The organism is Pseudoalteromonas mucoides (genome assembly GCF_049257175.1).
In the GTDB taxonomy this organism is placed as follows: Bacteria; Pseudomonadota; Gammaproteobacteria; order Enterobacterales; family Alteromonadaceae; genus Pseudoalteromonas.
Genome location: NZ_JBMMUC010000004.1, coordinates 270,405 through 290,412 on the forward strand (window position 1 = coordinate 270,405; position 20,008 = coordinate 290,412).

Consider the following 20,008-nt stretch of genomic DNA (forward strand, 5'->3'; position numbering starts at 1 on the left):
TAATTGATTTCCAACTGAATACAATTATGTACTGTAATTGGTACTTTGATGGAACACTTATTTAGATTTGAAGGATATTTTAAGTGCAAGCAATTATTAAAGAATTTCAACTAGGTCAACACACAGTTACCCTAGAAACAGGTGCAATCGCACGTCAAGCAGACGGCGCAGTATTAGCAAGCATCGGCGACACGTCAGTATTAGTGACTGTTGTTGGTAAGCGTGAAGCACAACCAGGTCAAGATTTCTTCCCACTAACAGTTAACTACCAAGAGCGTATGTACGCTGCGGGTCGTATCCCTGGTGGTTTCTTAAAGCGTGAAGGTCGTCCTAACGATGGCGAAACACTTATCGCACGTCTTATTGACCGTCCAATTCGTCCACTTTTCCCAAATGGTTTCGTAAACGAAGTACAAGTTATTGCTACTGTTGTTTCTGTTAACCCTGAAATCCAACCAGACATGGTTGCGATGATTGGTACCTCAGCAGCACTTGCTATCTCTGGTATTCCATTTAGCGGCCCAATTGGTGCAGCGCGTGTTGGTTATATCAACAACGAGTACGTACTTAACCCGACACTAAAAGAGCTTGAAGAAAGCCAACTAGATTTAGTTGTTGCGGGTACTGATAACGCAGTTCTTATGGTTGAATCAGAAGCAGACGTTCTTGCTGAAGACGTAATGCTTGGTGCGGTTGTTTATGGTCATGAGCAATCTCAAGCTATCATCAACGCTATCAACGAATTCAAAGCAGAAGCAGGCAAGCCTACATGGGATTGGACTGCACCTGAGAAAAACGTATCTCTTGAAGAGAAAGTAGCTTCTTTAGCGGCTGATAAAGTAGGCGAAGCTTACCGCATCACTGATAAAGTAGCGCGCAAAGAAGCATTAACTGCAGCAAAAGACGCTGTTGTTGAAGCACTTACTAGCGAGCTTGCTGAAGACGAAACACTTGATAAGCAAGAAGTAGGTAAAGTATTCGGTTCACTAGAGAAGAAAATCGTACGTGGCCGTATCACTGCAGGTGAAAAACGTATCGATGGTCGTGAACCAGATATGATCCGTGCTCTTGACGTAATGACTGGCGTATTACCGCGTACTCACGGTTCTGCAATCTTTACTCGTGGTGAAACTCAAGCACTTGTTACTGCTACACTTGGTACAGAACGTGATTCACAGTTAATCGACGATTTAACTGGCACACATAAAAACCACTTTATGCTTAACTACAACTTCCCTCCGTTCTGCGTAGGTGAAACTGGTTTTGTAGGTTCTCCTAAGCGTCGTGAAATCGGCCATGGTAACCTTGCTAAGCGTGGTATTTCAGCTGTAATGCCAACACTTACTGAGTTCCCTTACTCAATCCGTGTAGTATCTGAAATCACTGAATCAAATGGTTCATCTTCAATGGCATCTGTATGTGGTACTTCACTAGCACTTATGAATGCAGGTGTACCAATTAAAGCATCTGTTGCGGGTATCGCGATGGGTCTAGTTAAAGAAGACGAGAAATTTGTTGTTCTTTCTGACATCTTAGGTGATGAAGATCACTTAGGTGACATGGACTTTAAAGTAGCGGGTACTTCAAACGGTATCACTGCACTGCAAATGGATATCAAGATTGAAGGTATCACGCAAGAAATCATGCAAATTGCGCTTAAGCAGGCTAAAGCTGCACGTTTACACATCCTAGGTGTGATGGACGAAGCAATTGCTGCACCTTCTGAAGAGCTTTCTCAGTTTGCTCCGCGTATTTACACGATGAAGATCCCTGCGAAAAAAATCGCTGAAGTTATTGGTAAAGGTGGCGCTACAATTCGTCAACTTACTGAAGAAACTGGTACAACGATTGAAATCGAAGATGACGGTACAATTAAAATTGCTGCAACAGACGGCATGAGCGCACAAGATGCAATCACGCGTATTGAGCAATTAACAGCTGAACTAGAAGTGGGTACTATCTACCAAGGTAAAGTTGTACGTATCGTTGATTTTGGTGCGTTCGTTAACATTTTACCTGGTAAAGATGGCCTAGTGCATATTTCTCAAATCAGCACTGAGCGCGTTAACAATGTATCTGATCACCTTAGCGAAGGCCAAGAAGTGAAAGTAAAAGTACTAGAAGTAGACCGTCAAGGTCGCGTACGTTTAAGCATTAAAGAAGCTATGGAATCAGCAGCACCTGCAGCTGATGCGCCATCTGACGCTTAATTGTTGATATTTAGTCCAGTTAATTACTGGATTGCATAAAAAGGGGCTGTTTAGCCCCTTTTTTTATGCTTTAATGAAACCTCTTTATTTACAGCTTGTCTATATTGCTTACTTTTGAGGTATTAAGGATTTTAATGATTTTTAAACATGTAGCGTTTGCAACAGTGGCTTTATTGTCTTTAAGTGCGTGTCAATCGACCACGCAATCGAAGCCGACTCCTATTATCAATGTGCCTTTCACAGCGCCTTTAGCTTCTGATTTTAGAAGTGAAATTGCCATTGCGCGTTATTCTGAATTATTAAACCGCACAGATTTATCTACAGAGCAACAAGCGAAGCTGTATTATGACCGGGGTGTATTATTTGATAGCTTAGGTATGGCTACCTTAGCACGTATTGATTTTAACCGCGCCGTGCAAATGAAGCCTGATTTAGCTGAGGTTTACAACTTTTTAGGTATTCACCACACCTTGATGCAGCAATATGAAAAAGCCTATGAGTTTTTTGACTCAGCGCTTGAGCTTAATGAACAGCATGAATATGCGTATTTAAACCGTGGCATTGCTTTGTACTACGGCGATAGACCTACTTTAGCCACGGCTGATTTAGCTGAGTTTTTACAGCGTGCCCCAAGCGATCCATATCGCGTATTATGGCTTTATTTAGCGCAATCTCACGATAATTCAGAGCAGGCACTGATTGATTTAAAAGCGAAAGCCCAAGGGCTGGATGAAACACAATGGGCGTACGGCCTTATATCTTTATATCTAGGTGATATGAGCGAACAAAGTTTCTTGGCAAGTATCGGTGAAGGGGTTAGCTCAAACGAAGAGTATGCTCAACGACTCTGTGAAGCCTATTTCTATTTGGCAAAGATGTATCAAGCGCGTGGCTTGGATTATGAAGCAGCAGATTTTTTTCGCCTCGCTTTAGCTACGAATGTTCATGAATTTGTAGAGTATAAATATGCTCGCCTTGAGCTTGAGTTAATGGCTGGTGATAACCAGAGTTAACATTGGACTCTTTTGTGGTTTATTACTGAGTCTATGTATACTGACAGGCTCAGTGAACCACAACGCTAAATTAGCACTATGGCTTGGCCAAAGTGATGCCAAAGCCGCTACGGCGGGCTATAATCAATTCCCTCGTGTTTTTAATAACTCTCTTTTAAATTTTTCACAGCCAATTCTCAAGGCGCTTGCACTGAATGGTTTTGCTAATGCGCAATTTAACTGGGCGCTTGCATTGTTAAGGCAATCGCACGCGGATAAAGCCAAGGTATTTTGGCAGTTAAGTGTTACTCAGCAACCAGCTAATAAACGTGAACAACTAGCTCAATTACTTGTAAAACAAAAGCGCTGGGCGGAGCTAGAGCTGCTTGCAAAGCAAGGTTTAGTACCTAACTCTGATGCACTTGAGACCTTAAAGTTACAGCTAAGCTACCCTAAAGAGTCTATTTCTAGCGAGTTTGCAAAACGCACAGGGATTGCTTTATTTACACACAGCCAAGTTGCAGAACAGCGGTGTAGCTACAATGTACTTATGTTGAGCAATCATCTTGCTGGCTTGATCAAGTTAAATGCTTTTAAAGATAAATATGCCCATTCACCCCAACCTAATGCCAATAGTTTTTGTTTTTCTACGCCTGTGTACTTAGGTGATTCAATAGAGTGCCAAACCAATCCTATAAAAGCAGCCGCTTGTAATTGGGAACAGTTTATAAACAAGGTAGAGTGGCCCCGTGATTTTGATTTTATTGTAATGATGCCGCGAAATGGTAAAGGTAATGTTCGCTCAGGCATTATGCAATTGGGGTCGAAAAGTAATTATGGCGTTTTTTTGCATGAATTAATGCATTTTAATGGCTTCGAAGATGAGTATGCTTTACCAATAGCGAAGCAAGCATGGCTATGCAAGCAAACGGGTTATGTGGCGCCAAATCTGTTTATAGCGAATGGCGTCTCACCACCTCAAGGGTGGCATTTGAGTCAAAGTTGCCAAGGAAAAATAAAAGCCTATAAACCCAGTAAAAATTGGTCAATCATGCAGTATCAACAGGTTGCTTTATCCACAAAATATAAAGCGCTATGGTTACAACAAATAGCGAGTAACGACACTGAGACATTACGTTTTGTCGATTATTTTAGCAAACTGTCGGAAACAGTGAATTTTATTGACAAAATGACGAATAATAATATCTCTGAGTAAAGTTGTTTATATTAATAAATTGACGTTAAATTAGTCTAAAATATGAGCAGGTAGGGAGGCTTGCTATAGACAAAATGTCCCTCAGTCAGTATAACTATACCTATATATAATATTCATTTAAGCTGAATTAAAAACCATTTCAATGACCAGTACACAATTAAAATTAACTATTAGCGTATTGATATTCTTATGACTTTAAAAGGTTCCTCATTATGACTTTGCTCTGGATACCCCTGTTATCCTTAATTGGCAGTGTTATTTCTTCATGCACCGGCAAATTATCTCGTAATCAAACTACGAGCTTAACTTTAATTGCACCCTTATGTGCGTTAGCTATTGCGATTTACCATGCTCCTGCAGTACTAAGCGGTGAGACAGTCCGTTATACACTAGATTGGATCCCTGCTTTAGGCATGGAGTTGGCATTTCGGTTAGATGGTTTAAGTCTGCTATTCATTTTTATGATTTTAGGCATAGGCTCACTCGTTATTTTCTATACGCGTTATTATTTAAGTAGTAACGATTCTATGCCAAAACTGTATAGCTATTTAATGCTGTTTATGACAGCAATGCTCGGTATTGTCATGTCGAACAATGTTATTCAATTATGGCTGTTTTGGGAGCTAACCAGTATAAGCTCTTTCTTATTGATCAGCTATTGGTGGCATAAATCAGAAGCACGTAAAGGCGCACGTATGGCGCTTGCGGTTACCGGTGCTGGCGGCTTGGCGCTACTGGGTGGTTTATTGTTACTTGGCGATATTGTTGGTAGTTATAACCTTGATACCATTTTAGCCAGCCGTGTATTGATTCAATCACATGATTTGTATGAACTTGCTTTAGTATTAGTATTATTAGGTGCGTTTACTAAGTCAGCTCAATTTCCATTCCATTTTTGGTTACCTCATGCCATGGCCGCCCCAACACCGGTAAGTGCTTATTTGCACTCTGCAACTATGGTTAAAGCGGGTATTTTCTTAATGGCACGTTTTCACCCAGCACTTGCGGGGAACGATACCTGGTTTATTTTAGTGGCGATGACAGGTTTAGCAACATTGTTAGTGGGTGCTTACATTGCTTTATTTAAGCATGACCTAAAGGGGCTCTTAGCGTATTCGACAATTAGCCACCTTGGTTTAATCACTTTATTATTAGGCTTAGATACAGAGCTTGCTACAGTTGCAGCAATCTTTCACATTATCAATCATGCCACATTTAAAGCATCGCTGTTCATGGCAACGGGTATTATCGATCATGAAACAGGGACTCGTGATATGCGTAAACTCAATGGTATGTGGCGGTTTATGCCATATACTGCGACCCTTGCGATGGTTGCTGCCGCAGCGATGGCAGGTGTGCCGCTGTTAAACGGTTTCTTATCAAAAGAAATGTTTTTTGCTGAAACTTTACATCAGCAGGTGCTGGGCTCTATGTCTTGGCTCATTCCAGTGCTGGCAACTCTAGCCGCTGCGTTTTCTGTTGCTTATTCCGCTCGTTTCATCCATGACGTTTTCTTTAATGGCGACCCAATTGATTTACCAAAAACACCCCATGAGCCACCACGCTATATGCGAGTACCTATCGAAATATTAGTGGTGCTGTGTTTATTAGTGGGTATGTTTCCGAACTTTGTAGTGGATGGTATTTTATCAGCAGCGTCACTTGCTGTGCTTGGTGATGCAACCCCTGAATTTAAGCTGTCTATTTGGCATGGTTTTAACTTGCCTTTATTAATGAGTTTTATTGCTTCTGCATGTGGTGTGTTTATTTATATTCAACGCAAACACTTATTTCAATTTCAGGCATCTCTACCGGCATTTAATGCTAAAAAGACATTTGAAAGAGTTCTTTATAGTGTTGTTAAGTGGAGCCAAGATAAAATTCAAAGCACAGAAAATGGCTCATTACAGCGCTATATAGTGATAATGCTGGGAGTTGTATTGCTGTGTGCAGGTTGGCCGTTATTTGAAATGGGTGCATTAGCAGGCACAGCCCCAAGCACGCCAATTGATTTTCACAACGCCATCGGTGCTGGTTTATTAATTATAGGTGCTATCAGCACTGTACTTTGGCATCGCTCACGCATGGTATCGCTATTAATGATATCAATTGTGGGCTTAATGGTATCTGTTGCCTTTACTCGTTTCTCTGCGCCTGACTTAGCATTAACCCAATTAACGGTTGAAGTAGTAACGGTAATATTACTCATGTTGGCATTGTTTTTCTTACCACAGCGAACGCCAAAAGAGTCGAGCTCTTTACGCATCTTGCGTGATTTAGGTATTTCATCTGCTGTGGGAGTCGTGGTAGCGAGTATTTGTTATGCACTACTTACTCGTCCGCTTGAATCAATTTCAGATTTCTTTGTTGCCAATGCTAAAACTGGCGGAGGTGGTACTAACGTTGTAAATGTTATTTTAGTCGATTTTAGGGGCTTTGATACGCTTGGTGAAATTACCGTTTTAGGTATTGCTGCGCTGGGGATTTATAAGTTACTAGCTAATTTACCGTTATTTATGCCAGCCAGTGATAGTGAAGGGCGGCCATGGGCACGGGAGCGTTATCCAATATTGCTTTCAAGCATTTCGCAAAGCTTATTACCGCTTGCGTTATTGGTATCGGCCTATATCTTCTTACGAGGCCATAACTTACCTGGTGGTGGCTTTATTGCGGGCCTAGTAACGTCTATTGCCTTTATTTTACAATATATGGCTCGCGGCTCAGTGTGGATCACCTCGCGCTTTGATGTAAATTACCGCAAAATTATTGCATCAGGTATCGCTATTGCTATGTTTACCGGATTAGGTAGCTGGGCGTTTGGTCGACCGTTTTTAACTACATGGTTCGATTACTTTGATATCCCATTTGTTGGTAAAACTGAGCTGGCAAGTGCCATTGTATTTGATTTAGGTGTGTATTTAACCGTTGTTGGCGCTACGCTGATGATTTTAGCGAGTCTTGGTAAGCTGACCGCAGATGCACCAAAAGAAGAGGTAAATATTTAATGGAACTGTTATACGCATCGTGCGTAGGTGTATTAGTGACTTGTGGTATTTATTTGCTCCTGCGAGCTCGTACTTTTCCAGTTGTACTGGGGCTGACCATGATTTCCTATGCTGTAAACTTGTTTTTATTTTCAGCCGGACGTTTAACAATTAATAAAGCAGTGGTATTGGGTACTGGTGCTGATTATGCAGATCCTTTACCGCAAGCTTTAGTGTTAACCGCCATAGTTATCGGATTTGCTATGACCGCATTCGTGGTTATTTTAGCTATACGTGGCCGTGCTGATTTAGGTAACGACCATGTCGATGGCCACCTTGTTAAAAGTAATAACAAGGAGCACAGATGATTCAGCATATAGCTTCATGGCCTGTACTAATCCCTATGCTGGCAGCAATACTTTTATTAATGCCTCCGTGCGGCAAAAGTATTCCAATTCGACGCGTGGTATCGATTGTTATGTCAATCATTACCGCGTGTGTAAGTGTAGCCCTATTAATTACCGTTTATAAAAATGGCCCAATAGTTTACGCCATTGGTGACTGGCAAGCCCCGTTTGGTATTGTGCTGGTAGCCGATTTATTATCAGTGTTAATGGTCGCTTTAACTTCATTTTTAGCTTTAGCTGTAGCCTTATACAGTAGTGTCGGTGATGATGAAAAAGGCAGCTTTTTTCATCCATTAGTTCACTTTTTAGTTTTAGGGGTCAACGGTGCGTTTCTAACGGGCGATTTATTTAATCTTTTTGTATTTTTTGAAGTGCTACTGATTGCATCTTATTCATTATTGATGCATGCGGGCGATAAACATAAAACACGTGCTGCTTTGCAATACGTTATTTTAAATTTAATCGGTTCAAGTGTATTTTTAATCGCTTTGGGTATTTTATATGGTGTATTGGGGACTTTAAATATTGCTGATATGTCACTTAAAGTTGCGCAACTACAGGGTGATGATGTATATCTTGCGAAAATTGGTGGCTTGTTATTACTGGTTGTATTTGCCTTAAAAGGGGCGTTATTGCCGCTTCACCTGTGGTTACCTAACACTTATGCCAGTGCAATGCCGGTTGTTGCTGCCTTGTTTGCGATTATGACCAAGGTCGGTGTGTACGCTATGTTGCGTGTTTACACCGTCATATTTGGTGAGAACGCTGGACTGTTAAATCATATGGCACAACCATGGTTGTGGGGGCTGGCAATAGCAACTATTGTAATAGGTGCTATAGGTGTGCTTGCTGCACAAGATTTACGTAAGCTCACGGCCAACCTTGTTGTTGTATCTGTAGGCACGTTGGTTGCTTTAGTGGCCATACAGCATGTAAGCGCAACAGCGGCACTCCTTTATTATCTAGTTCATTCAACATTAGTGTGTGCGGCACTGTTTTTATTAGCTGACTTAATATCACATCAGCGTGGTAAAGTGGCCGACAGATTGGCTCCAGGGCGAGGTGTTGCTCAACCGGTATTATTAGGAGCATGTTTTATTATTGCTGCTCTTGCTGTAGTGGGCATGCCGCCATTATCAGGCTTTGTTGGTAAAATTTGGATTTTGAAAACGACCTTAGACAGCGAGCGAGCTTTAGTTTTTTGGCCGGTATATTTGATTGCTAGTTTTGCTTTGCTCGTTGCATTAACTCGAGCAGGAACCAGTTTGTTTTGGGAGCGAAAACATCAAGATCGTGAGCACCCAGATGAAGACAACGCTAAACCTGTACAAGTAATTGCGATAGTAGGCTTATTAGCAGGATCGCCATTAATGGTAATTTTCGGCGGCCCAATCACTGAATATATGATTGCTGCTGCAACGCAATTACATGATATTACTACAGGTATAAATACCGTGCTGAAAGGAGGTTTATAATGCGTTTAGAATCCCGTTTTCGCTGGTTGCCAACGCCATTTCGTAGCCTCTTGTTATTTGTTGTTTGGCTGTTGCTTAACAACAGTGTATCACCAGGGCACTTGGTGCTAGCAACGCTGTTCGCTTTTTTTATTCCTATTATTACGTTTCCGTTTCGCGAACCGCAACCGCTTATCATTAAACCAGGGCTTGCGATTAAGCAGTTATTACTTGTGCTTTACGATATTGTAACGGCTAACGTGCAAGTGGCACTGTTGATTCTTGGGCCTGTTAAAAAGCTACGCCCTGCTTTTGTCAAAGTGCCACTGGATTTAAGTCATGAAATGCCAATTACTATACTGGCAAGTACTGTTTCGCTCACCCCTGGTACTGTAAGTGCAGAGGTTTATCCTATCCCAGAGTCACTCCCAGAAGGTGAGGAGCCTACGCAGCGCTATTTATTGATCCATGTACTAGATTTAGCTGATGAGCAAGAGTTGATAAATACAATCAAAAAGCGTTATGAAGCACCGCTTAAGGAGATTTTTCAATGTTAGAAACGGTATTTTTAATCGTCTTTGCAATGATTGGTTTGTCGCTATTACTTAATTTATGGCGACTTGTTGTTGGTCCTTCAGTGCCTGATAGAATTTTAGCGCTTGATACCATGTATATAAATACGATTGCCTTGATCATATTGTACGGAATGAATATGGGAACAGGGCTTTATTTCGAAGCCGCTTTACTCATTGCAATGTTAGGTTTTGTCAGCACAGTCGCGGTGTGTAAATACTTGCTACGCGGCGATATCATTGAATAAGGTAAACGTATGTACAGTGAATGGATAGTGTCTATTTTATTACTGATCGGTGGTGCATTTATTTTAATTGGCTCTATTGGTTTGATTAAAATGCCTGATTTTTTTATGCGCTTACATGGCCCAACTAAAGCTACAACTTTAGGTATGGCTGGGGTGTTAATTGCGGCTATGGTGTTTTTTAGCAGCACACAGGATGGGGTGAGTGTTAAAGAATTATTGATCACCATCTTTTTATTAATAACGGCACCTATCAGCGGTTATATGCTAATAAAATCAGCAATACACCATAAGTTAAAAGCCAAAGACGGCACCAAGGGGCTTGATAACGTTGAAGATGATTAAGTAACCTGAACTCTGGATAATAAATATATTTGTGATTTAATATCAATACATTAGTACATCTCTTAACCAGAGTTCAGGTTAAGTAATTATTTTTAGCTACTAAACCCGCTGAGTTTATCTTAGCGGGTTTTTTGTTTACTATAGATGCGAGTACTGTTCAGACGAAAGTTAAAATGATAAATAGACCTGTGATAAAAAACAAAAAATTGATTGCAGCGAGCTTACTCATATTGTTGCCGTTAATTGATAGTCTGTTTATTAAAACTGCTTTTGGCCTGCAATATCAAAGTGAAAAGGCGATGTACTTATTCAGCGCCTATTTGATACCTCTAAAGTTAATTTTAGTTATGGGAGGAGGCTTATTATTAGCAAGCTTTGCCAAATCACAGGTACTATCTGATAAACCCAAAAAATGGTACAGCAAGTTATATTCATTACTGCTATTTGGACTGGCAATAGCCCAGTTCGTTATACTCTTAATAGTTTGTACTTTATATATGGTTGTGGGTACTCAAGCTGAGGATTATCTTTTACAAGGGAATATCAGTGTTTACACCTCAGATGTGGGAGCTTTTGGTAAGGCTACGCATTACTTTTCATATCAATGTACAGATAAAAACGGTTTCTATACGTTAACGCCTATAACAACTTTAGATTGGCTTGGGCACTTTAACTTTGCTGTTGAAGATAACACCCTAGTGATTAAACACAATGACTATACAGCTCAAGGTGAGCAAACGAAGCGGGTTAATTTGAGTCACTACCGTTGTGAAGAGTGAGTAGCTTTAACCAATGAGTTAAGCCACGCTTTAAGCTAAGGCAGCTGTCTTAGCTTAAAGCGTGGTTTGTACATCAACGAGTCGATGTGAATATGATAAGATGGGGTTTAGTAGATCAGTGCTTATCAGTATCTAACATGTCATCATGCTCAGCCATGTCCCACGGCAGTTCGCCAGGACTGTTATCTAAAAAGTGCAGGTAGTTTTCAAACTGATCGAGTATATCCTTCACAATATCATCTTCATTAAAGCCATAAATATCATAGGATAAACCTCCACGGCGTAAAAACACTTCGGCACGATAATAAAGCTGAGGGTCATCCTCAGTGGGTTTTAACTCAGCATAAGCAAAGCTTGGTGTTGCGTGCTCTGTCAGCCTAATATCATACACAAAATCTACATGCTCATGTCTTAACACGGTTAGAAAAGCACGACCCATGACATCGTCAAATTCGACAACGGCTTGCCATTGACGCGTTTTTAACTCGGCTTGAACAGATTCCATCGCGTTTATAACGACTTGGCTGATAAAAGTATGCACGTCGTTCTTGTTAGGATAACTTACCATCGCAGCTAAGCGTCGCTTCCAATGTGAAAGGTTTGGGTTTTTGTTGGTCAATGTATGTGCTTGTAGGCTGGAATCTCTATGTCCTTCAATGCGAAGGGCGCGCCAAAGACCAACAGTTGCAAGTAACATGATCACAGCAAAGGGTAATGCACTGGCTATCGTCATTGTTTGTAGCGCACTCAAACCGCCGGCTAGCAATAGCACGGATGCAACGGTGCCCTCTAATACTGCCCAAAAAACGCGCTGCCAAGCTGGCGTGTCGAGGCTCCCACCTGATGCAAGTGAATCAATCACCAATGATCCTGAATCGGATGAAGTAACAAAAAATGTAATAATCAAAATAACAGTCAGCAGAGAGATGAAGAATGACCAAGGTAGGGCTTCAAACAACTGGAATAGCGCGACAGCATGATTCGCTTGAACATCAGCGATTAAGGTGTCAAATCCTTCATTCATAATAAGATTTAATGCTGTATCGCCAAACACAGAGAACCATAAAAAGGTAAAAATAGTTGGGACTAACATAACACCCACGACAAACTGCCTAATGGTGCGGCCGCGGCTAATTTTGGCGATAAACATGCCAACAAACGGTGCCCAAGCAATTGTCCAGCCAAATATAAATAATGTCCAATTGCCTATCCAGTCACTGCGGCTATAGGCTTGTAAGTTAAATGTACGTTCAACAATACCGCTTAAGTAACTGCCGGTATTTTGCAAAAATGATTCTAAAATATGGATACTTGAACCGACAAAAAAGACAAAAGTCATTAAAGTGATGGCTAACACCATGTTTAAAATAGACAGACGTTTTACGCCTTTATCCATACCTGCGACAACAGAAACTGTTGCAGCAGCAGTTATCAACGCGATGGCTATAATTTGTACTGTGGTATTAACAGGAATACTGGGCCATAAATAATGTAACCCTGCATTAATTTGAGTGACCGACAGGCCTAATGTGGTTGCTATGCCAAATAGAGTGCCTAAAATTGCAAACACATCCACCGTATGGCCAATAGGGCCGTGAATTTTATCGCCAATCAGAGGGTATAAAGCGGAACGAATAGAAAGTGGTAGGCCGTGACGAAAAGCAAAGTAAGCAAGCACTAAACCGACAATGCCGTATATAGCCCAGATATGAAAACCCCAATGAAAAAAGGCAATTTGCATTGCTTGTTTAGCCGCATCCACAGTTTCTGCTGCGCCACTTGGCGGGGATGCATAGTGTAAAACAGGTTCAGCAACACCAAAATAAAGTAATGCAACACCATAGCCCGCAGAGAACAGCATCGCAAACCACTCAGCAAAACTGTACTGGGGCTGAGCATGATCAGGTCCGAGCTTTATATTGCCCCAACTTGATGCGGCAACAGAGACAATAAACACTAAAAATATAGCGACAGATAACATATAAAACCAACCAAAGGTTTCAGTTATCCAAGATAAAGTGACGCTGAATGCTTCTCCAGCCAGTTCAGGGTTACTAATAGTACCCAGTACTAAGCACAAAATGATTAACACTGCAGGTAAAAATACAGGCAGCAAAATAGTTGAGCGTAAGGTCTTTTTCGTCATATATTAATCCTTAATATTGAGAGCTAACTTTAAAGCATGCCTATTTACCTTATTACATCTACTAAGTACTGGCTAATTTTGTAGCTTGTTTTCTTTACCCAAAATAGATAAGTCGATAAGGCTGAGTATTATAACAACCCTTAAATAACAGTACTCTATGCAAGTATTGATGCCTAAACACTCAAATTAACTGGATTGAATAGCAATGAAAAAATTAATCGATCACTATGGTGAAGCCCAATTTGGGCTGTTTGAACAAGGGATTGAGCAAATTAATTATATGGATTTTGATTTGCGCAGCAGTATGGGTAAGCGCACAGGTCTGCTTACGAAAAAACTAAAGTTTAACCAGTTTCAATTTATAAGCTTTACTTGTGAAACACTTATTATTGGTTTGGCTATTGTTGACTTAAAAATTGCCAGTAATTGCTTTGTCTATTTGTATCATCCAAGCCGCGATGAATTTGAGGAGTTTAGCTTTACCAATTTATTCGCTACAAGTACCTACATTGACACTAAGCCAAATTCAGGGAAAGCGTATTTTCATAAAGGCGCGAATAGTGTCACGATTATTAATGAATCAGGTTTACGAAAAGTCACCGTCTGTTTGAAAGCAGGTCTAAAAATTGAAGCTGTTATTGATGAGTCATTACAATACAATCCGCTGGCAGTTTGTGTAAGGGCTGGCTTTACAGGCTTTCACTTTACCCAAAAAGCGACAGCATTGCCTTGTAAAGGCGTTGTTCAATGGCAAGATACCCGTATTAATCTTGAACAGGTAAACGCGTTAGCAAGTGTGGATTGGAGTGCAGGTTTTATGCGCCGTGAAACATTCTGGAATTGGGGCAGTTTAGCTTGTACTTTAGCCGATGGCCGCCGTTTAGGTTTAAACCTTGCTGCTGGAGTTGTAGAAACAGGTTTTACTGAAAACGCGTTGTGGCTTGATGGCAGTTTAATAAAAATCGATATGGTTGATTTTAAATTTAAACGTTATAGCGATAAAAGTGATTACAGACAATGGCAGTTGCGCTCAAATGACGGCATTATAAACCTCACCTTTGAGCCTGTAGGTAAACGCCAAGATAAAACTAATTTACTCATCATCGCCAGCAATTTCACGCAACACTTTGGCCGTTTTTATGGTCAAATCACCCTCGAAAATGAAGTGATTACACTCAATGGCGAGTGGGGCTTAACCGAAGATCATTATGCGAAATGGTAAGGAGAGTATTTTTAGCCGACAGCCGTTTGTTTGGTCATTTTTGACATGACTAGGAAAAGTAGCACGTGGTTTTAATTCATTAATTTGTATTGAGTGAAAATAAAATAGCTGGGAGTAATATCCTCAAACCCAGCTATTAACTCAAATCAGCTGAACGCTGACGACTGAAAGCTTACAGCTCTTATTCGTCTATCGAACGAAGTAGTGCGTTAATACCCACTTTTTCGCGGGTTTGTTGGTCGACTTTTTTCACGATGATTGCAGCGTATAGGCTGTGAGTGCCATCTTTAGATGGTAATGCACCAGGTACTACTACTGCGCCTGCTGGCACTCGGCCGTAGTGAATTTCGCCGGTTTCACGGTCGTATATACGCGTGCTTTGGCTGATGTAAACGCCCATAGAGATTACGGCACCTTCTTCAACAACCACGCCTTCTACAATTTCAGAGCGAGCGCCGATAAAACAGTTATCTTCGATAATAGTTGGATTAGCTTGTAATGGCTCTAAAACGCCACCTATGCCCACGCCACCCGATAGGTGAACGTTCTTACCTATTTGTGCACATGAGCCTACAGTGGCCCATGTATCAACCATGGTACCGTCATCAACATAAGCACCAATGTTTACGTATGATGGCATTAGTACCACGTTTTTACCGACAAAGCTGCCTTTACGAGCGACAGCGTTTGGTACTACGCGCATACCACCTTGCTGAAATTGTTCAGGCGTGTAATCACTGAATTTAAGCGGTACTTTATCGTAGAATTGATTAACACCATCATTCATCGGTTCGTTATCACGGATACGAAACGAAAGTAATACCGCTTTTTTCAACCATTGATGAACGACCCACTCACCACTGATTTTCTCAGCAACTCGTGCAGCACCGCTATCTAGTAATTCGAGCGCGTCAATAATCGCTTGCTTTACGTCGCTTGATACTGTGCTTGGGCTAATACTATCGCGGTTATCCCAGGCGTTTTCAATCATGGTTTTTAAATCTGACATAAGGTCCTCTTATTCTGTTTCTGCGTTGAGTTTTTTACGCAATGCTTGATGAATTTTTGCTTGTTCTTCGTCAGTAAGTGCTTGGTACTCGTTATTTGATACCACGAAGAAATCTTCTGCACGCTCGCCAACGGTGGTGATACGTGCTGCATGTATATGTAATAAATGCGCTTGAAAAACCTCGGCTATTTTGGTCAATAAGCCAGGAATATCTACCGCTTGAATTTCTATTAAACTGCGGTCTTTACGTGGGTGAGGACGTAAAATGATTTTAGGTTTAATATTAAAGTCTTTAAAACGTTGTGAGCGATTCTTTTTAAAGCGTATTTTTTTACGTGGATCTGCTAATGCTTGGTCAAGTCCGCGTTTAATCGATTGTGCTCGTCCACTGGCAATTGGATCGCCATTAACTTCTAACACAACAAAGCTGAACAGCACATAACCGTCACGGGTTGTGAGTACTTGAGCATGCTGAACTTGTGCTTTTTTTGAACCTATTACATTTACTAAACGCGCAAAGATAGCACCGGAATATGGGCTATAAACAAATACTTGCGTACCACCATGCATGGCTTTATTAGAGACAATAACGCTAGGTTGAGTAAGATCTGACTTAATTAAATGTTCGCTGTGCCATGATATTTGTTGCTCACTAAAGGCGGTAAAATAATTGGCTTTAAAACGGCTCCATATTAAATCGATTTTATCTTCAGTGAACCCGTGATTTAGTAATCGCTGTTTTGCTTGGCGCTTCTTATCACGAATTTGATCGCGTTGATCCATCGGATTCTCAAGCCCTAAACGCAGTGCGCGCTGGGTATGCAAATACAATTCACGAAGTAGGGTGTTTTTCCAATCATTCCATAAATTGTCATTGGTTGCTCGTATATCCGCAACAGTTAAGCAATAAAGGTAATCTAATTGGCGTTCAGTTTTAACCCTTGAAGCAAACTCTTTGATCACATCAGGGTCATTAATATCTTTACGTTGTGCTGTTACCGACATAAGTAGGTGATTCGCCACTAACCAAGAGATTAACTTGCCATCTGAATTTGTAAAGCGGTGTAATTTAGCAAATGCAATTGCATCAACGGAGCCAAGCTCGGAGTGATCGCCACCACGACCCTTAGCAATATCATGAAATATACCCGCTAAGTAGAGTAACTCAGGCTTGTCCATGCGAGTGACTATTTCACAGCATAATCGAAACTCAGAAGCGTTAGATTTATCAAAGTACTGATAAATATTATTAATTAGTTTATGGGTATGTTCATCAACCGTATACGCATGAAACAAGTCAAATTGCATTTGACCGAAAATATTACGCCACTGTGGCAAATAAGCAGCGAGCATGCCGTGTTTGTGCATTAGAGTAAAAGCGCGCCCCATGCCGTTGGGATGCTTTATTATTCGTAAAAACGCTTCGCGACACGCTGCGTAATCTTGTAAGTCACCTAACAAGCGTCTACGAACTTGGCGAATGGTACGAATCGTACTTGGGTAAATATGTGTTATCGCTGGGTTATCAGCAATATGCTCAAACAACACAAAGAGTTGGTCACGACGGAAAAACACCGAAGGATTCTTAACCCTAATTTGATGGCCAACGCGTTCAAAGCTTCGATCTAACTCAATAACGGGTTGCTCACTCGTTTCAGGCAAAATACTTTGCTCGAAATAAGATAACAACATTTGGTTAAGTTCACGAACTCGGCTCATTATTCTGAACAAGCGTTTCATCATTCGCTCAACAGAGGCCTTACCGTCACTACCAAAACCGAGAATTTCTGCCGCCAGAGGTTGATGATCAAACAGTAAGCGGTTTTCTGAGCGTCCTGCCGCTAGGTGCAGGGCAAAGCGAATATTCCATAAGTTTTCTAAACACTCTGAAAGCTCTTGGTATTCTTCATGGGTTAAATAGCCATGACTAATTAGTTCTTGTAGGGTTTCTGCTCTAAAGTGCTTTTTAGCAACCCATATAATGGTTTGTAAGTCACGAAGCCCACCAGGGTTTTCTTTAATGTTTGGTTCTAAGTTGTAGGCAGTACCGTGACATTTTTTATGGCGTAAATTTTGTTCTTGTACTTTTGCCAAAAAGAAGTCATCTGAGCGCCAAATAGGGGTGTCGAGAATATGATTTTTCAGTTTTTCATATTCGATGTGATTGCCAAATAATAAACGGCTTTCGAGTAAGCTGGTGGCAAACGTCACGTCTTCACGTTTTTGCTCAATCGCTTGTTCTATGGTACGAACACTGTGACCTATTTCTAAACTCAGGTCCCATAGCATAGTGACAAACTGGCCTATTTTTTCACAAATAGCGTCACTAGGTTGCTCAGTAACCAGTAACAAAAAGTCAATGTCTGAGTAAGGGTGTAATTCACCACGGCCATAGCCGCCTACTGCAATAAGTGCTAAATCAGGCTCATGAGCTAAGTCATAAACATGAAAAAGTTTAATCAGTAAGCGGTCTATAAATTCAGCGCGGGCATTAATCAAATTACCAACGGGTTGTTTTGAAAACTCGTTTTGCAACCATTTGTAAAAGTAAGCAGAACAGTCGCGGTAATCGGTTAGTTGCTCAGCATCGCTAAGCAACTTTTTTACTTTATTGGGTAATGCCACGTGGGCTGGCTCCTAATGTTCGATGATCCTGTCTATCGTATCATCTGATCGGAGCGTTAAAATTTCAACACCATTTTCAGTTACTAGTAGCGTGTGTTCCCACTGCGCTGACAAAGAACGGTCTTTTGTGACCACGGTCCAGTCATCTTTTAGTAATTTACATTGGCGTTTACCGGCATTGACCATAGGTTCAATTGTTAGGCACATGCCCGCTTTTAAAGCTTCTCCAGTGCCTGCACGGCCATAGTGCATGATTTGAGGTTCTTCGTGAAATTCAGCACCAATACCGTGACCACAATATTCACGAACGATAGAATAATTAAATCCTTCGGCATATTTTTGAATTGCTTCACCGATATCACCTAGGCGAACGCCTGGTTTTACCATTTTTATCGCCAAGTACAGACTTTCTTGGGTAATTTGTGCAAGACGTTTACCTTGAATGTTAGGTGTACCAACATGGAACATTTTTGAGGTGTCGCCATGGTAGCCATCTTTAATAACAGTGATATCGATATTGACACTGTCGCCGTCTTTTAATGGTTTATCATTTGGAATACCATGACAAATAACATGGTTTACAGACGTACAAATCGATTTTGGAAAGCCATGGTAATTAAGTGGAGCAGGGATCGCTTTTTGCACATCGACAATATAATTATGACAAATTGTATTTAGTTCATCAGTGGTCACACCTGGCACTACATGTGGCTCAATCATTTCTAGCACTTCTGCCGCTAAGCGCCCAGCTACACGCATTTTCTCTATTTCTTCAGGGGTCTTGATCACAGCACTCATAGAGGCTCCATAGTCGAGTTTTAACACATTTATCGTCGCACAATTTTTGCACGCGACGTTGAATATTTGTTTTTTATATGGTATAAAGCGCGCCGTCTTTTTACAAATAAATTCTTAAATGATTTTTTGTATTTAAGGCAAACACAATTTTATTTTAACACACACACGTATCGTCACATACACTTGGGTGCATTTGAAGTTAATTAAACTTCGGTGTTGGTGCTATGGGATATGTGGAGGCCTAACCCTAAACTACATAGAGGATTTACAAAATGGCAAACGTTTCAATGCGCGATATGCTTCAAGCTGGTGTTCACTTTGGTCACCAAGCACGTTACTGGAACCCTAAGATGAAGCCTTTCATCTTCGGCGCTCGTAACCGTGTTCATATCATCAACCTTGAGCAAACTGTACCAATGTTCAACGACGCACTTAAGTTTTTATCTGGTGCTGCAGCAAACAAAGGTAAAGTACTTTTCGTTGGTACAAAACGCGCAGCAAGCGAAGCAGTTAAAGATGCAGCTATCGCAAGCGATCAGTTTTACGTTAACCACCGTTGGTTAGGTGGTATGTTGACTAACTGGAAAACAGTTCGTCAATCAATCAAGCGTCTTAAAGACCTTGAAGTACAAAGCCAAGACGGTACTTTCGAGAAATTAACTAAGAAAGAAACGTTAATGCTTAACCGTGAAATGGAAAAGCTTGAAAAGAGCCTTGGTGGTATCAAAAACATGGGCGGTCTTCCAGACGCGCTTTTCGTTATCGATGCTGACCACGAGCACATTGCAATCCGTGAAGCTAACAACCTAGGTATCCCAGTTGTTGCAATCGTTGATACTAACTCTAACCCAGACGGTGTTGATTACATCGTACCTGGTAACGATGATGCTATCCGTGCAATCAACCTTTACACTACCTCTGTTGCTGCTGCAATCACTGAAGGTCGTGAAAACAACATCGTTGCTCAAGCTGAGAAAGACGATTTCGTTGAAGCTGAGTAATTA

General features: G+C 41.0%; 16 protein-coding genes. 12 read left to right on the forward strand and 4 right to left on the reverse strand.

Annotated features, from left to right (window positions below; translation table 11 throughout):
* Nucleotides 1-83 precede the first annotated feature (83 nt).
* The 10 genes from pnp (at nt 84) to AAEU30_RS06490 (ending at nt 11,204) form a co-directional block, all read left to right on the forward strand.
* Nucleotides 84-2,210: a polyribonucleotide nucleotidyltransferase gene (gene pnp / locus AAEU30_RS06445; RefSeq protein ID WP_421959805.1), complete on the forward strand. Its 2,127-nt coding sequence runs from the start codon at nt 84-86 to the stop codon at nt 2,208-2,210.
* A gap of 134 nt (nt 2,211-2,344) precedes the next feature.
* Entirely contained in the window at nt 2,345-3,223 is an 879-nt protein-coding gene (nlpI, locus tag AAEU30_RS06450; RefSeq protein ID WP_421959806.1) for a lipoprotein NlpI, read from the forward strand.
* Between the two features lie 52 nt (nt 3,224-3,275).
* The gene (locus tag AAEU30_RS06455; RefSeq protein WP_421959807.1) at nt 3,276-4,418 is read left to right on the forward strand and encodes a tetratricopeptide repeat protein; all 1,143 of its coding nucleotides are present in this window, start codon (nt 3,276-3,278) and stop codon (nt 4,416-4,418) included.
* A 212-nt stretch (nt 4,419-4,630) separates the two neighbouring features.
* On the forward strand, nt 4,631-7,423 hold the full coding sequence (locus AAEU30_RS06460) for a monovalent cation/H+ antiporter subunit A (protein ID WP_421959808.1): 2,793 nt from the start codon (nt 4,631-4,633) through the stop codon (nt 7,421-7,423).
* Nucleotides 7,423-7,770 (forward strand): Na+/H+ antiporter subunit C, encoded by a 348-nt coding sequence (locus AAEU30_RS06465; RefSeq protein ID WP_064667620.1) that lies wholly within the window; start codon nt 7,423-7,425, stop codon nt 7,768-7,770. Before AAEU30_RS06460 ends, AAEU30_RS06465 begins: the two co-directional genes overlap by 1 nt.
* On the forward strand, nt 7,767-9,284 hold the full coding sequence (locus tag AAEU30_RS06470; protein ID WP_421959809.1) for a monovalent cation/H+ antiporter subunit D: 1,518 nt from the start codon (nt 7,767-7,769) through the stop codon (nt 9,282-9,284). The genes AAEU30_RS06465 and AAEU30_RS06470 overlap by 4 nt, the downstream gene beginning before the upstream one ends.
* Nucleotides 9,284-9,820 carry a Na+/H+ antiporter subunit E gene (locus AAEU30_RS06475; RefSeq protein WP_421959810.1) on the forward strand — a complete coding sequence of 179 codons (537 nt, stop codon included), beginning with the start codon at nt 9,284-9,286 and terminating at the stop codon, nt 9,818-9,820. The genes AAEU30_RS06470 and AAEU30_RS06475 overlap by 1 nt, the downstream gene beginning before the upstream one ends.
* Nucleotides 9,814-10,083 (forward strand): K+/H+ antiporter subunit F, encoded by a 270-nt coding sequence (locus AAEU30_RS06480; RefSeq protein WP_087530710.1) that lies wholly within the window; start codon nt 9,814-9,816, stop codon nt 10,081-10,083. The genes AAEU30_RS06475 and AAEU30_RS06480 overlap by 7 nt, the downstream gene beginning before the upstream one ends.
* Before the next feature lie 9 nt (nt 10,084-10,092).
* Nucleotides 10,093-10,425, forward strand: a complete 333-nt coding sequence (locus AAEU30_RS06485; RefSeq protein ID WP_087530709.1) for a Na+/H+ antiporter subunit G — start codon at nt 10,093-10,095, stop codon at nt 10,423-10,425.
* 173 nt (nt 10,426-10,598) lie between these two features.
* On the forward strand, nt 10,599-11,204 hold the full coding sequence (locus tag AAEU30_RS06490) for a hypothetical protein (protein ID WP_421959811.1): 606 nt from the start codon (nt 10,599-10,601) through the stop codon (nt 11,202-11,204).
* Between the two features lie 115 nt (nt 11,205-11,319).
* On the opposite strand, the gene AAEU30_RS06495 is transcribed toward AAEU30_RS06490, so the two are convergent.
* Nucleotides 11,320-13,350: a BCCT family transporter gene (locus AAEU30_RS06495; protein WP_421959812.1), complete on the reverse strand. Its 2,031-nt coding sequence runs from the start codon at nt 13,348-13,350 to the stop codon at nt 11,320-11,322.
* Nucleotides 13,351-13,555: 205 nt separating this feature from the next.
* Here AAEU30_RS06495 and AAEU30_RS06500 point away from each other — a divergent pair, with 205 nt between their 5' ends.
* Nucleotides 13,556-14,572 carry a DUF2804 domain-containing protein gene (locus AAEU30_RS06500; protein ID WP_421959813.1) on the forward strand — a complete coding sequence of 339 codons (1,017 nt, stop codon included), beginning with the start codon at nt 13,556-13,558 and terminating at the stop codon, nt 14,570-14,572.
* 181 nt (nt 14,573-14,753) lie between these two features.
* Here the strand turns inward: AAEU30_RS06500 and dapD are convergent, their stop codons facing one another.
* From dapD to map, 3 genes are read right to left on the reverse strand one after another with little or no spacing between them, the layout of a single operon-like run.
* A complete protein-coding gene (dapD, locus tag AAEU30_RS06505; RefSeq protein ID WP_290209574.1) occupies nt 14,754-15,581 on the reverse strand; it encodes a 2,3,4,5-tetrahydropyridine-2,6-dicarboxylate N-succinyltransferase in 828 nt (275 codons plus the stop codon).
* Nucleotides 15,582-15,590: 9 nt separating this feature from the next.
* Nucleotides 15,591-18,206, reverse strand: coding sequence for a [protein-PII] uridylyltransferase (gene glnD, locus AAEU30_RS06510; RefSeq protein ID WP_421959814.1), 2,616 nt, complete (start codon nt 18,204-18,206; stop codon nt 15,591-15,593).
* Between the two features lie 12 nt (nt 18,207-18,218).
* On the reverse strand, nt 18,219-19,031 hold the full coding sequence (gene map, locus AAEU30_RS06515) for a type I methionyl aminopeptidase (RefSeq protein ID WP_254911125.1): 813 nt from the start codon (nt 19,029-19,031) through the stop codon (nt 18,219-18,221).
* A 245-nt stretch (nt 19,032-19,276) separates the two neighbouring features.
* Here map and rpsB point away from each other — a divergent pair, with 245 nt between their 5' ends.
* Nucleotides 19,277-20,005 carry a 30S ribosomal protein S2 gene (gene rpsB / locus AAEU30_RS06520; RefSeq protein ID WP_421959815.1) on the forward strand — a complete coding sequence of 243 codons (729 nt, stop codon included), beginning with the start codon at nt 19,277-19,279 and terminating at the stop codon, nt 20,003-20,005.
* The last annotated feature ends 3 nt before the right edge of the window (nt 20,006-20,008 follow it).